The sequence below is a fragment of the Micromonospora sp. A3M-1-15 genome (genome assembly GCF_024213425.1).
GTDB classification, from domain to species: Bacteria; Actinomycetota; Actinomycetes; order Mycobacteriales; family Micromonosporaceae; genus Micromonospora; species Micromonospora chersina.
Genome location: NZ_JANAVK010000001.1, coordinates 1,598,080 through 1,611,894, shown reverse-complemented (window position 1 = coordinate 1,611,894; position 13,815 = coordinate 1,598,080). Strand labels below are relative to the sequence as shown.

The window sequence follows — 13,815 nt, the reverse complement described above, 5'->3', positions numbered from 1 at the left end:
GGCATGGACGCCGCTGCCCGGAGCTCACCGCTCGCCCTGACCGTGCTGGCCCTGCTGCACCACGAACCGCTGCACCCGTACGGGGTGCAGCGGCTCATCAAGCAGTGGGGCAAGGACCAGGTGGTCAACGTGGGGCAGCGGGCGAGCCTCTACCGGACCATCGAGCGGCTGCACGCCGACGGGCTGATCGCGGTGCGGGAGACCGGCCGGGACCAGGCGTACCCGGAACGCACCGTCTACGAGTTGACCGACGCCGGGCGGCGGGTCGCGCGCACCTGGCTGAGGGCGATGCTGGTCGAGCCGAAGCAGGAGTTCCCGCAGTTCCCGGCGGCCCTGTCACACCTCGCGATGATCAGCCCGGCGGAGGCGGCGGAGCTGCTGGAACGGCGTGCCGACCGGATCGGGCAGGCCCGGCAGGAGCGGGCCGCCGCGCTGGCCGCGCACGCCGACCTGCCCCGGGTCTTCCACCTCGAGGACGAGCACCTGGACGCGATCGCCGCCGCCGAGGAGCGGTGGTTGCGGTCGGTCGTCGAGGACCTGCGTGCCGGCCGGCTCACCTGGTCGGCGCCCGCACCCCCGCCAGCCGACGCCGATCCGGCCTGAACGCCGGCGAGCGGTCGGAGCCGCGCGGCCCGTGGCCGGCCGAGGTCAGCCGGCGACGGAGGCGAAGGCGCGGACCGGGAAGGTGCCCATGCCGGCGACCCGCGGCGGGGCGGCCGTGAACCGGAACCCCTCCGGGGGCAGGGCGGCCAGGTTGGTCAGGTGCTCGACGATCGGCACCCCGGCGGCGAGCAGGGCGCTGTGCGCCGGGCGCTCGCCGGCCGCCGCCGGGGTCATGTCGTCGATGTTGATCGAGTCGATGCCGACCAGCGCCGCCCCCGCCTCGACCAGCCAGTCCGCGCCGTCGGCCGTCAGGTACGGCGCGTCGGGGCCGGCGTACCGGTCGGTGCCGAAGTGGGTGTCCCAGCCGGTGTGCAGCAGCACCGCACGGCCGGCCACCTCGTACGGGGCCAGCATGAGGCGGTCCACCGCCCGGGTGCCGGCCGGCACCCGGACCACCAGCCCGGGCAGGTCGGCGAGGCGGTCCAGCGGGATGCCGGTCAGGTCGGGGCCGTCCGCCCAGCGGTGCGCCGGCGTGTCCACGTAGGTGCCGGTGTTGGCGATCATGTCGATCTGCGCCACGTGGAACTCGACGCCCGGCGCGTACCGCTCGCGGGAGGCCTCGCGGGTCAGCCAGTCGGTGACCCGGGGCGGCTGCCAGCCGGGCAAAGTGACCATGCCGTCGGTGATGACGTGGCTCAGCTCGACGAGCCGCCGCCCGCCGGCCGCCGGGGCGGCCACCCCGCGACCGCCCTTGTGCGGCTCCTCGACGACCGTCCGGTTGGTGATCCGCACCTCGCCGACCATCAGCAGCCCGAGGTGCCGGACGAGGAGCGCGGCAAGCTCGTCGTCGGTGATCTCCGGGCCCGGGATGTCCAGCCGGAACCCGTCGGTGCGCAGTCCGCCGCCGTTCGCGAAGATCACCTCGGCGTCGAAGACCGCCCGGTACTCACCCGTCATGCGACCCACCGCACCACGCCGGACGCGAACCCGTCAAGATCGATCTCAGGGCGCGCGGCTGAGGCCCGGAATGTCCGGGCAGGGAGATAGTCTCGAACGGTGCCACCCCCCGTCCGCACCGGACGCGGGGTCGTCGCCGTGCGCCGACCTCCTGGAAGTGATCACAGATGCTCACCGGCCTCTTCTCCGCCGCCCTGGCCGACCCCGGGCTGGCCCGGGCGCGTGACCTGGCGCGCTCCGGTGCCGCCCAGGTCGACGGCCTCGACCTCACCGCCCCGGCCGCGCTGCGCCCGTTCGCCGTCGCCGCCGTCGCGGCCGACGAGCCGGCCGGCGGCGCGGGTCGTCCCGTGCTGGCCGTGACGGCCACCACCCGCGAGGCCGACGACCTCGCCGCCGCCCTCGGCAGCCTGCTGCCCCCGGAGCAGGTGGCGGTCTTCCCGTCCTGGGAGACGCTGCCGCACGAGCGGCTCTCGCCCCGTTCCGACACCGTCGGGCGGCGGCTGGCCGTGCTGCGCCGGCTGGCCCACCCCGGCTCGGCCGACGCGCACGGCCGCACCGGCCCGCTGCGGGTCGTCGTGGCGCCCGTCCGCTCCCTGCTCCAGCCGCAGCTCAAGGGGCTCGGCGACCTGGAGCCGGTGCAGCTCGCCGCCGGCGACGAGGCGGACCTGGAGGAGGTCGCCCGCCGGCTCACCGACATGGCGTACGCCCGGGTCGACCTGGTCACCAAGCGCGGCGAGTTCGCCGTGCGCGGCGGCATCCTCGACGTCTTCCCGCCCACCGACGAGCACCCGTCCCGGGTCGAGTTCTGGGGCGACGAGGTGGAGGAGATCCGCACCTTCGCCGTCGCCGACCAGCGCACCATCGAGGGCGTGCCGCAGCTCTGGGCGCCGCCCTGCCGCGAGCTGCTGCTCACCCCGGGCGTGCGCAAGCGGGCCGCCGCGCTCGCGCAGGAGCACCCCGAGCTGGCCGAGATCCTCGACAAGCTGGCCGAGGGCATCCCGGTCGAGGGGATGGAGTCCCTGGTCCCCGCACTGCTCGGCAGCGACAGCCTGGAGCTGCTGGTCGACTGCATGCCGGCCGGGACCCACGTGCTGCTCTGCGACCCCGAGCGGATCCGCACCCGGGCGCACGACCTGGTGCGTACCTCCGACGAGTTCCTCCAGGCCAGCTGGGCCGCGGCCGCCGTCGGGGGCCAGGCCCCGGTCGACCTCGGCGCCGCCGCCTTCAAGACCCTCGCCGACGTACGCACGACCGCCCGCGCCCTGCGCCAGCCCTGGTGGACGCTCGCCCCGTTCGGCCTGGTCGAGGCCGAGGCCGCGCCCGCCCGGCAGCCCTGGGAGGACGAGCCCACCGAGGTCGACGTCACCCCGGACGACGCCATCGCCGTGACCCTGGCCGCCCAGCCCGCACCGCTCTACCACGGCGAGACCGCCCGGGTGGTCGACGACCTCAAGCGCTGGGCCGGCGAGGGCTGGTCGATCGCGCTGGTCTTCGAGGGGCACGGCCCCGCCCAGCGGGCCGTCGAGGTGCTCCGCGACGCCGGCCTCGGCGCCCGGCTCACCGAGGAGGTGCCGGCCGCGCCCACCCCCGGCGACGTGCTGGTCTCCTGCGGCTGCCTGACCGCCGGCTTCGTCGACGAGGCGTCCCGGTTCGTGCTGCTCACCGGCAACGACGTCACCGGCGGCCGGGGCACCTCCACCCGCGACATGCGCAAGATGCCGAGCCGGCGGCGCAACACCATCGACCCGCTGGAGCTGAAGGCCGGCGACCACGTGGTGCACGAGCAGCACGGCATCGGCCGGTACGTCGAGCTGGTCCAGCGCACGGTCAACGGCGCGAGCCGGGAATACCTGGTCATCGAGTACGCGCCGAGCAAGCGCGGCCAGCCCGGCGACCGCCTCTTCGTCCCCACCGACCAGCTCGACCAGCTGTCCCGCTACGTCGGCGGCGAGCAGCCCACCCTGCACAAGATGGGCGGCTCGGACTGGCAGAAGTCGAAGGCCCGGGCCCGCAAGGCGGTCCGCGAGATCGCCGCGCAGCTCATCCAGCTCTACGCCGCCCGCAAGGCGTCCAAGGGGCACTCGTTCGGCCCGGACACCCCGTGGCAGCGGGAGCTGGAGGACGCGTTCCCCTGGCAGGAGACGCCCGACCAGCTCGCCGCCATCGAAGAGGTCAAGCGGGACATGGAGCAGACCGTCCCGATGGACCGGCTGATCTGCGGCGACGTCGGCTACGGCAAGACCGAGATCGCGGTCCGGGCGGCGTTCAAGGCGGTGCAGGACGGCAAGCAGGTGGCCGTGCTGGTGCCCACCACCCTGCTGGTGCAGCAGCACTACAACACGTTCGCCGAGCGGATGAGCCAGTTCCCGATCACCATCCGGCAGCTCTCCCGGTTCCAGACGCCGAAGGAGACCGAGCGGACCCTGGAGATGGTGGCCGACGGCACCGTCGACGTCGTCATCGGCACCCACCGGCTGCTCCAGTCGGCCACCCGGTTCAAGCAGCTCGGGCTGGTCATCATCGACGAGGAGCAGCGCTTCGGCGTCGAGCACAAGGAGCACCTGAAGACGCTGCGCGCCTCGGTCGACGTGCTGGCCATGTCGGCCACCCCGATCCCGCGCACCCTGGAGATGGCGATCACCGGCATCCGGGAGATGTCCACCATCGCCACCCCGCCGGAGGAGCGGCACCCGGTGCTGACCTTCGTGGGGGCGTACGACGACCGACAGGTGGCCGCCTCGATCCATCGCGAGCTGCTCCGCGACGGGCAGGTCTTCTACCTGCACAACCGGGTCGAGTCGATCGACAAGGCGGCCCGCCGGATCCGCGAGCTGGTGCCGGAGGCCCGGGTCGCCGTGGCGCACGGCCAGATGGGCGAGGAAGCGCTGGAGAAGGTGATGGTCGGCTTCTGGGAGAAGGAGTTCGACGTCCTGGTCTGCACCACGATCGTGGAGTCCGGCATCGACATCCCCAACGCCAACACCCTCATCGTCGAGCGGGCCGACCTGCTCGGCCTGGCGCAGCTGCACCAGATCCGCGGCCGGGTCGGCCGGGGCCGGGAGCGGGCGTACGCCTACTTCCTCTACCCGCCGGACAAGCCGCTCACCGAGAACGCGCACGAGCGGTTGGCCACCATCGCCCAGCACACCGAGCTGGGCGCCGGCATGTACGTGGCCATGAAGGACCTGGAGATCCGGGGCGCCGGCAACCTGCTCGGCGGCGAGCAGTCCGGGCACATCGAGGGCGTCGGCTTCGACCTCTACGTCCGGATGGTCGGCGAGGCGGTCTCCGCGTTCAAGGGTGAGCACGCGGAGGAGGAGACCGAGGTCAAGGTGGATCTCCCGATCGACGCGCACCTGCCGCACGACTACGTCGGCGTGGAGCGGCTGCGCCTGGAGATGTACCGCAAGCTGGCCGAGGCCCGCGACTCCGAGCGGCTGCGCGAGGTGGTCGCCGAGATGACGGACCGCTACGGCGAGCCGCCCGCGCCGGTGCAGAACCTGGTCGCGGTGGCCCGGTTCCGGCTGCTGGCCCGGCGGTACGGCCTCACCGACGTGTCGATGCAGGGCAAGCACATCCGGTTCGGCCCGCTGCCGCTGCCCGACTCGAAGCAGCTCCGCCTCAAGCGCTACCACCCGGACTCGGTCTACAAGCAGGCGCTCGACCAGGTCAGCGTGCCCCGGCCGAGCACCCGCCGGGTCGGCGGCGAGCCGCTGCGCGACCAGGCGCTGCTGGAGTGGTGCGCGCAGCTCCTCAAGGATGTGCTCGGCGAGCCCGAGGAGCTGGCCGGTTCTGCCAGCCCCGCAGTGGCGAGCGGAAGGTGACACAGCGAGCCGGTCGCGGCGCAGCCGGCCGGGTCGGGGGCGCGGTGAGGTGGGCGGCGTCACAGCCGGCCGCCGGCCGTGAGAGAGTGGCCGTCATGCGTGCTCGCCGTCTTGTCGCCGTCGCCAGCGTGGCGGTCGGCCTCGTCGCCCTCACCGGTTGCCGTACCGAGCCCGGGGTCGCCGCCTACATCGGTGACCACCGGGTCACCGAGGACCAGGTCACCTCGATCCTCGACGAGATGCGGGACGGCCTCGCCGCCTCGCCGGCCACCGCGCAGCAGGCCTCGGCCATGCTGCCGGGCCGGGACCAGGTGGTGGCCAGCCTGGTTCTGCTGGACGTGTGCCGCGACCTCTCCGCCGACAAGGGCTACCAGCCGCAGGGGCAGGTCAGCGCGGCGCAGGTCGCCCAGCAGACGGGCCTGCCGGCCGACGCCGTCTACCCGCAGCGGGTCGCCGAGTTCTACACCTGCCTGTCCGGGGTGCCGGCCGGAGAGCAGGCCGCTCCCACCCAGGAGGAGCTGGCGACCGTGATCGCGGCGGGCCGCTCCGCCGGCGCCATCCCGCCGGACGTCAGCGACGCGGACGCCGCCGGCCAGCTCGACGGTGCGCAGCTCCGGTCCGCGCTGGCCACCCGGAAGGTGCTCGCCGACGCGATCGGCGACTACGACGTCTCGGTGAACCCGCGCTACCGCCCGCTGCTCTTCCCGCTGCTCAGCTTCAAGGGCGACGTGGCCGCGGTCTCCGTGCCGCTGGGCGAGCCCGGCTCCGCGGTCACCGAGATCTCCACGCCGGAGCCCGAGTCGACCGAGCCGGGCACGGCCGAGCCGAGCGCGTCGGTGGCGCCCTGAGCATGACCGCGCGCATCGTCCTGCTGGTCACCTCGCCCCGGCTGCCGGCCGGCCTGCTGACCGCGGCCGCCTGGGACGTCGTACGCTCCGCGCCGGTGCTGACCGGCGCGGAGAGCGAGCTGGCCACGGCGGTCCGGTCGACGGGCGCCGAGGTCAGCGTGGTGACCGAGGGCACGCAGGCGTTGCTCGACGCGGCGGCCGCGCACGGCAGCGCGGTCTGGCTGGCCGGCCCGGCCGGCGACGAGGCGCTCGCCCGCGAGCTGGGGCTGCGGCTGGCCCGCCAACCGGGGCTCGCCGAGCTGGAGCTCATGTACGGGTCCTGGGACCCGCCGGGGGCCCGGCTGCTGGACGCGGTCGAGGTGATGGACCGGCTGGCCTCCCCGGGCGGTGACCCGTGGAAGCGGGCGCAGACCCACCGCAGCCTGGCCGGCTTCCTGCTGGAGGAGTGCTACGAGGCGTACGACGCGATCAGCGCCGACGACACCGACGCGCTCCGCGAGGAGCTGGGCGACGTGCTGCTCCAGGTGCTGCTGCACGCCCGGCTGGCCGAGGACCTGCCGGAGGGCAGGCGCTGGACGGTCGACGACGTGGCCGGCGGCCTCGTCGACAAGATGGTCCGCCGCAACCCGCACGTCTTCTCCGGTGCGCAGGCCGGCTCGATCGAGGAGATCGAGGCGAACTGGGAGCGGATCAAGCGGGCCGAGAAGACCCGCGAGTCGGTGCTGGACGGCATCGCGTTGAGCCAGCCCGCGCTCGCGCTGGCCGCGAAGATCCTGGACCGTGCCGGTCGCATCGGCCTGGCCGTCCCGCCACCGCTGGCGGAGTCCCAGGTCGACCCCGAGGCGCGACTCGGCGCCGGCCTCCTGGCCACGGTCGCCGCCGCGAGACAGGCCGGCATCGACCCCGAGGCCGCCCTCCGCCGCGCCACCCTGGCGTACGCGGAGGCCGTCCGCGACGCCGAACGCGCCGCCGGGGACCGGACCGGCTGACCGGACGGGCCGCGCCCGCGTCGGCGGCGCCGGAAACGTCGGCGGAGATCGGTAGGGTCGTCGGCATGGAGTCGTTCGTGCCGCTCGCCGAGCGGATCGTGGAGGCGTTGCTGGAGAGCCGGCCCGGGCTGGCCACGTCGGCCGGGGACCACCGGTACGACGACCGGCTGCCCGACCTGTCCGCCGATGCCCTCGCCGCCGACCAGGCGATGCTGAAGGACGCGGCCGACGCGCTCTCCGAGATCGACCCCGACTCGCTCGACGTCGAGGAACGGGTCGACCACGCGCTGCTCAGCAGCATGGTCGACCGCGGGCTGTTCGAGGCGACCGAGATCCGCGGCCACGAGTGGGACCCGCTGCGGCACAACCCGGGTCCGCTGCTGCACGCCCTCATGGCCCGCCCGTACGCGCCGGTCGAGGAGCGGCTGACCCACCTGGCCGGGCGGCTGGCCGCCGTACCCGACGCGCTGGCGACCGCTCGCGCGACGCTGCGCGACATGCCGCGGATCCACGCCGAGACGGCGGTCGGGCAGTTCACCGGCACTGCCGCGCTGATCCGCGACGAGGTGCCCGGGCTGCTCGCCGAGGCGCCCGCGCTGCACGACCGGGTCGAGCCGGCGGCCACCGCGGCGATCGCCGCGCTGGAGGAGTTCGTGGCCTGGCTGCGCATCGGCCTGGCCGCCGACGCCGGCCCGGGGCGCGACCCCCGGCTGGGCCGGCGGCGCTGGGAGGCGCGGCTGTGGCACACCCTCGACACCGAGCTGAGCGCCGCCGAGGTCCAGCGCCGCGCCTGGGACAACCTCGACCGGGTCACCGCGGAGATCCGCGCGGCGGCCGTCGAGCTGGTCGGCGGCCCGGCCGACGACGAGACGGTCCGCCGGGCGCTGGACCTGCTCGCCGCCGAGCACCCGGACGACGCCACCATCGTCGACCTCGCCTCGGTCACCCTCGACGAGGCGAGCGACTTCGTCCGGGCCCACGACCTGATCAGCCTGGTCGACGACCCGTGCGTGATCCAGGAGATGCCGGAGTTCGCCCGGGGCGTGGCGGTGGCCTACTGCGACTCGCCCGGCCCGCTGGAGACGGCCGACGTGCCGACCTTCTACTGCATCGCGCCCACCCCGGCGGACTGGCCGGCGCAGCGGGTCGAGTCGTTCTACCGCGAATACAACGACCACATGATCCGCAACCTGACCGTGCACGAGGCGATGCCGGGCCACTTCCTCCAGCTCGCCCACGCCCGCCGCTACGCCGGCCCGACCCGGGTCCGCGCGCTCACCGAGTCCGGGGTGTTCATCGAGGGCTGGGCGGTCTACACCGAGGAGCTGATGGCCGGGCTCGGCTTCGGCGGGCTGCCGGTCCGGCTCCAGCAGCTCAAGATGCAGCTCCGGATGACCATCAACGCGCTGCTCGACCAGCTCGTGCACTGCGAGGACCTGCCCGAGTCGGAGGCCATGGCGTTGATGACCGGGCGCGGCTTCCAGGAGGAGGGCGAGGCGGCCGGCAAGTGGCGGCGGGCGCTGCTCACGTCCACCCAGCTCTCCACCTACTTCGTCGGCTACAGCGAGATGGCCGACATCGCCCGCGCCCGGCCCGACGGGGTGCCCGTGCGCGACTGGCACGACGCCATGCTGGCGCACGACTGCCCGCCGCCCCGCCACCTGCGGACCCTGCTGGGGATCTGACCCCTCAGCGCGACCCGCGGGCGGCGGCCGCGTCGACCAGCCAGCGCGACAGGGAGTACGCCGGAGGCAGCTCCGCCGGCAGCGCGTCCACCGGGAACCAGCGCGCCTCGGTCAGCTCCTTCGGGTCGACCACCGGCTCGGCCGCCGGGTCGGTGACGGTGGCGGTGAAGCCGGCGAGCAGGGTGCCCGGCCCGGACATCGCCCAGGGCTGGCTGTCCACGTAGGTGGGCCGGTCGATGGCCAGCCCGACCTCCTCGGCGACCTCGCGGTGGGCGGCCGCCTCCAGCGACTCGCCCGCCTCGACGAACCCGGCGACCAGCGCCCACAGCTCGGTCGGCCCGTACGCGTGCCGGACCAGCAGCAGCTCGTCGGGGCCGCCGGCCCGGCCGGGGCGGGTGATCGCCACCAGCACCGCGACGGAGAGCGGCAGGAACCCGGTCAGCCCGCAGGCGGGGCAGCGCCGCGCGGTCTCGCCGGGCACGTCGGTCAGTTCGGTCCGGCACGCCCCGCACCAGCGGTGCGTGCGCCGCCAGGTGACCACGGCGAGCGCCCGCCCGGCCAGGGCCGCGTGCGGCTCGGGCAGGTCGGCGGCGAGGCTCCGCCACCCGCGCCAGCGGCCCGGCAGCGCGTCGGGGTCGGCGGCCTCGGCCGCCCAGGCCGGCACCCCGTCCAGCGTGCCGACCGGCACCCAGCCGATCCCGGCGGCCAGTTCGCCGATCCTGGGCAGCCGCCCGTCGGCGCCGGTGAGCAGCTTCCGCCCGGCCACCGCGAGGCCCAGGTCGTCCGGGTGCGGCGGCCGGCCGTGGTCGGCGGCGGGAAGGAAGCGGGCCGGGGCGGCGCCCGGTGCGCCCGTCCGGTCCGGTTCGTCGGCGTCGCGGGGCGTGCGGGTTCCGGCGCCGCCGGGGCTCACGACGTGGTCCGGCGGCGGTCCTCCACGGCCGCCCCGGCCGGCAGCTCGAAGGCGGCCGGCTCGACCGTGTCGGTGTAGCGGCTCAGGGTGACCTCGGCCGGCTTGCCGTCGAGGGTGCCGATGAAGCTGCCCAGCACCCCCTCCGTGGTCACGCAGGCGGTGAAGTGGTCGCCGGATCCGGTGACGTCGACGCAGGCGGCGTGGTGCCCGGCCAGCGTGGTGTCGGTCTGCTCGATGATCGCCTCGGGGTTGAGCGCCGCCTCGGTGAGCAGCCGGATCACCGCCGGCGGGGTGACCAGCCCGTGCTCGCGCGCCTCGCCGTACACGACCACCGACGGCTTGCCGGCGGTCAGCACCGGCGGCGACACCGTGCAGAAGGTGCGTCCGGCCGCGGTCCGGCACCGGCTCACCGCCTCCTGGGTCACCGTGATCTTGCCGTCCGGCCAGGTGTACGAGGAGCGCAGCGGCTCCTCGGTCTGCGCGATGGAGGCGGTCCGCCCGCCGCTGAGCTGGTATTCGGCGGCCCAGGTCTGCTCCAGCGCCCGGTCCATCCGGGCGGCGAGGTCGTTGACCAGGTCGGCCCGCCCGAGGGCGACCCCGGTGTCGTCGAGGGCCTGGCAGCCGGTGACCGAGAGCGACGCGATGGCCGAGGCAGCGAGCACGCGGAGAGTCGTCGAGGCGGCGGGCATGGTGCCCAGCCTTGTCGATCGACGCAAGCTCTCGCAAACCCGTTGTCGGTTGAGGCCCGCTAATCCGGGAATGTCCGTGTCGCCCGTCGTCGTGGGGGATTCACGTGAGGGTCCGCGTGGGGCGAGGCCCCTCGCGTTCAGTCACCGGATGCCGCCCCGAGACAGGTACGTGAAGGCGGGGACCGATACGCTGCGTTTAACACCTGCCTCAGCCGCACCGTCGCGGCCCATACCGGACCGGAACACACAAACGAGGAGCGACTCAGTGGCAACCATCGAGGGAATCGTCGCCCGGGAGATCCTGGACTCGCGGGGCAACCCGACGGTCGAGGTCGAGGTCGGGCTCGACGACGGCACGATCGCCCGCGCCGCGGTGCCGTCCGGCGCCTCCACCGGCGCCTTCGAGGCGATCGAGCTGCGCGACGGTGACAAGGACCGCTACCTGGGCAAGGGTGTCGAGAACGCCGTCGCCAACATCGAGGACAAGATCGTCGACCAGCTCATCGGCTACGAGGCCAGCGAGCAGCGGCTGATCGACCAGAAGATGATCGACATCGACGGCACGGACAACAAGGCCGAGCTGGGCGCCAATGCCATCCTGGGCGTCTCGCTGGCCGTGGCGAAGGCCGCCGCCGGCAGCGCCGAGCTGAGCCTCTTCCGCTACCTGGGCGGCCCGAACGCGCACCTGCTCCCGGTGCCGATGATGAACATCCTCAACGGCGGCGCGCACGCCGACTCGAACGTCGACATCCAGGAGTTCATGATCGCGCCGATCGGCGCGCCCACCTTCCGGGACGCGCTCCGCTCCGGCGCCGAGGTCTACCACGCTCTCAAGTCGGTGCTGAAGAAGAAGGACCTGTCGACCGGCCTGGGCGACGAGGGCGGCTTCGCCCCGAACCTGCCGACCAACGCCGCCGCGCTCGACCTGATCGCCGAGGCCGTGGAGAAGGCCGGCTACCGGCTGGGCACCGACATCGTCTTCGCGCTCGACGTGGCCGCCACCGAGTTCTTCGACAACGGCAGCTACACCTTCGAGGGCAGCGCGAAGAGCGCCGAGGAGATGAGCAACTACTACACCAAGCTCGCCGGCGACTACCCGATCGTCTCCATCGAGGACCCGCTCGCCGAGGACGACTGGAGCGGCTGGGCCACCCTCACCGCGGCGCTCGGCGACCGGATCCAGATCGTCGGCGACGACCTGTTCGTGACCAACCCGCAGCGCATCGCCCGGGGCATCACCGAGAAGGCCGCCAACGCGGTGCTTGTGAAGGTCAACCAGATCGGCTCGCTCACCGAGACCCTGGACGCCGTGGACCTGGCCCACCGGGCCGGCTTCAAGTGCATGATGAGCCACCGCTCCGGCGAGACCGAGGACACCACGATCGCCGACCTGGCGGTCGCCACCGGCTGTGGCCAGATCAAGACCGGCGCCCCGGCCCGCTCCGACCGCGTCGCGAAGTACAACCAGCTCCTGCGCATCGAGGAGGAGCTGGCCGACGCGGCGCGGTACGCCGGTGCCGGCGCGTTCCCGCGTTACCGTTCGGCCTGAGCCGAGAGCTCCGGGGGAGGGGTGTGACGATGCAGCAGCGCCGCACACCGGGTGGCCAGCGGCCCGCCCGTCGGCCGGGTCAGGCCGGCCGGCCGGGCGGGGCCCGGGTCCGGTCGACGGCCCGCGACGCCGGCGTCCGCGCCGAGCCGCGCGCCGCCGGCCGGTCGCCCGGCGCCACCCGCGCCACCGAGGGGGTACGCTCCGCGAGCCGCCCCGCCGCGGCCCGGCGTACCGCGGCCGGTGGCACGGTCAAGCGGCTCACCGCACCCCAACCCCGGCGCTTCACCGGGCGCGCCACCGTGCTCTTCGCGGTGCTGATCGCGCTCGCCCTGGCCTACACCTATCCGATCCGGGTGTACCTGGACACGCAGCGGGACATCGAGCGGATGGAGGCGGCCCAGGCCGACCAGCGCAAGCGGATCGAGCAGCTCTCCGTCGAGGCGGAGAAGTGGCACGACCCGGCGTACATCGAGACGCAGGCCCGGGAGCGGTTCTTCATGGGCCGGCCCGGCGAGACGCTGCTGGTGGTGCTCTCCGACCCGGACGGGGCCGCCAAGGACGCCGGCAAGGGCGCGACGCCGGGGCCGCCGAAGCCGCCCGACCCCTGGTACGACACCCTGTGGTCGAGCGTGCAGGCGGCCAACGCCGAGCGCCCCGACAAGTGACCGACAGACGAGAGAGGCACCATTGAGCGTCGTACCACCGCAGGATCCGGCGGCGGAATCCGTACCCCCGCCGGAGCGCCAGCCGGCCACCGAGGCCGACCTGGCCGCGGTGGCCGCGCAGCTCGGACGCCCGCCCCGCGGCACCCGGGCGGTGGCCCACCGGTGCCCGTGCGGCCTGCCCGACGTGGTGGAGACGACGCCCCGGCTGGCCGACGGCACGCCCTTCCCGACGCTGTTCTACCTGACCTGCCCGCGGGCCACCGCGGCGTGCAGCCGGCTGGAGTCCGCCGGGCTCATGAAGGAGATGGCCGAACGGCTCGCCGAGGACCCGGAGCTGGCCGCCCGCTACCGGGCCGCGCACGAGGACTACCTGACCCGCCGGGAGGCGATCGGCCAGGTGCCGGAGATCGCCGGCATCTCCGCCGGCGGCATGCCGGGGCGGGTCAAGTGCCTGCACGTGCACCTCGGGCACGCGCTCGCCGCCGGGCCGGGGGTCAACCCGTTCGGCGACGAGACCCTCGCCCTGGTGGAGAAGTGGTGGGCCGCCGGCCCCTGCGTGGACGTGCCCGCGGGGGAGTGAGATGACCGCCGCCGACGAGATCGTGGTCCGCCGCGCCCGCACCGCCGACGTGCGGGGTATCCGGCGGCTGGTGGACACCTACACCGACGACCGGCGGCTGCTCAGCAAGGCCACCGTCACCCTCTACGAGGATGTGCAGGAGTTCCGGGTGGCGGTCACGGCCGACGGCACCGTGGTCGGCTGCGGCGCGCTGCACGTCATGTGGGAGGACCTGGCCGAGATCCGCACGGTGGCGGTCGACCCGTCCTGCCGGGGGCACAAGATCGGGCACCGGATCGTGGGCGAGCTGATCGACGCGGCCCGCGAGCTGGGCGTCGCCCGGATCTTCGTGCTCACCTTCGAGACCGGTTTCTTCGGCTCGTTCGGTTTCCGCGAGATCGACGGCGCCCCGGTGCCACAGCCGGTCTACGAGCAACTGCTCCGCTCCTACGACGAGGGCGTCGCGGAGTTCCTCGACCTGGAACGGGTCAAGCCGAACACCCTCGGCAACAGCCGCATGCTGCTGCGCCTCTGACC

12 protein-coding genes are annotated in these 13,815 nt (G+C 74.2%); 9 read left to right on the top strand and 3 right to left on the bottom strand.

Annotation, left to right across the window (positions count from 1 at the left end; genetic code table 11):
• The first annotated feature begins 3 nt into the window (after window positions 1-3).
• Window positions 4-603, top strand: coding sequence for a PadR family transcriptional regulator (locus NLX85_RS07410; RefSeq protein WP_254332620.1), 600 nt, complete (start codon window positions 4-6; stop codon window positions 601-603).
• Window positions 604-648: 45 nt separating this feature from the next.
• Here the strand turns inward: NLX85_RS07410 and NLX85_RS07405 are convergent, their stop codons facing one another.
• Window positions 649-1,560, bottom strand: coding sequence for a cyclase family protein (locus tag NLX85_RS07405; protein ID WP_254332618.1), 912 nt, complete (start codon window positions 1,558-1,560; stop codon window positions 649-651).
• Window positions 1,561-1,727: 167 nt separating this feature from the next.
• Here NLX85_RS07405 and mfd point away from each other — a divergent pair, with 167 nt between their 5' ends.
• The 4 genes from mfd to NLX85_RS07385 all read left to right on the top strand — a co-directional run bounded on the left by mfd (window position 1,728) and on the right by NLX85_RS07385 (window position 8,906).
• The gene (gene mfd, locus NLX85_RS07400) at window positions 1,728-5,384 is read left to right on the top strand and encodes a transcription-repair coupling factor (RefSeq protein WP_254332616.1); all 3,657 of its coding nucleotides are present in this window, start codon (window positions 1,728-1,730) and stop codon (window positions 5,382-5,384) included.
• A 95-nt stretch (window positions 5,385-5,479) separates the two neighbouring features.
• Window positions 5,480-6,232, top strand: coding sequence for a hypothetical protein (locus NLX85_RS07395; RefSeq protein ID WP_254332614.1), 753 nt, complete (start codon window positions 5,480-5,482; stop codon window positions 6,230-6,232).
• A 2-nt stretch (window positions 6,233-6,234) separates the two neighbouring features.
• On the top strand, window positions 6,235-7,221 hold the full coding sequence (locus tag NLX85_RS07390; RefSeq protein WP_254332612.1) for a nucleoside triphosphate pyrophosphohydrolase: 987 nt from the start codon (window positions 6,235-6,237) through the stop codon (window positions 7,219-7,221).
• 65 nt (window positions 7,222-7,286) lie between these two features.
• Window positions 7,287-8,906, top strand: a complete 1,620-nt coding sequence (locus NLX85_RS07385; protein ID WP_254332610.1) for a DUF885 domain-containing protein — start codon at window positions 7,287-7,289, stop codon at window positions 8,904-8,906.
• A 4-nt stretch (window positions 8,907-8,910) separates the two neighbouring features.
• On the opposite strand, the gene NLX85_RS07380 is transcribed toward NLX85_RS07385, so the two are convergent.
• Entirely contained in the window at window positions 8,911-9,816 is a 906-nt protein-coding gene (locus tag NLX85_RS07380; RefSeq protein WP_254332608.1) for an NAD(+) diphosphatase, read from the bottom strand.
• Window positions 9,813-10,505 (bottom strand): hypothetical protein, encoded by a 693-nt coding sequence (locus NLX85_RS07375; RefSeq protein WP_254332606.1) that lies wholly within the window; start codon window positions 10,503-10,505, stop codon window positions 9,813-9,815. Before NLX85_RS07375 ends, NLX85_RS07380 begins: the two co-directional genes overlap by 4 nt.
• Window positions 10,506-10,770: 265 nt before the next feature.
• Between NLX85_RS07375 and eno the strand changes: the two genes are divergently transcribed.
• From eno to NLX85_RS07355, 4 genes are read left to right on the top strand one after another with little or no spacing between them, the layout of a single operon-like run.
• Window positions 10,771-12,054: a phosphopyruvate hydratase gene (gene eno / locus NLX85_RS07370; protein ID WP_091313900.1), complete on the top strand. Its 1,284-nt coding sequence runs from the start codon at window positions 10,771-10,773 to the stop codon at window positions 12,052-12,054.
• Between the two features lie 29 nt (window positions 12,055-12,083).
• Window positions 12,084-12,719 carry a septum formation initiator family protein gene (locus tag NLX85_RS07365; protein WP_254332604.1) on the top strand — a complete coding sequence of 212 codons (636 nt, stop codon included), beginning with the start codon at window positions 12,084-12,086 and terminating at the stop codon, window positions 12,717-12,719.
• Between the two features lie 22 nt (window positions 12,720-12,741).
• Window positions 12,742-13,299, top strand: a complete 558-nt coding sequence (locus tag NLX85_RS07360; RefSeq protein WP_254332602.1) for a DUF501 domain-containing protein — start codon at window positions 12,742-12,744, stop codon at window positions 13,297-13,299.
• Between the two features lies 1 nt (window position 13,300).
• A complete protein-coding gene (locus tag NLX85_RS07355; RefSeq protein WP_212838011.1) occupies window positions 13,301-13,813 on the top strand; it encodes an amino-acid N-acetyltransferase in 513 nt (170 codons plus the stop codon).
• Window positions 13,814-13,815: the final 2 nt, after the last annotated feature.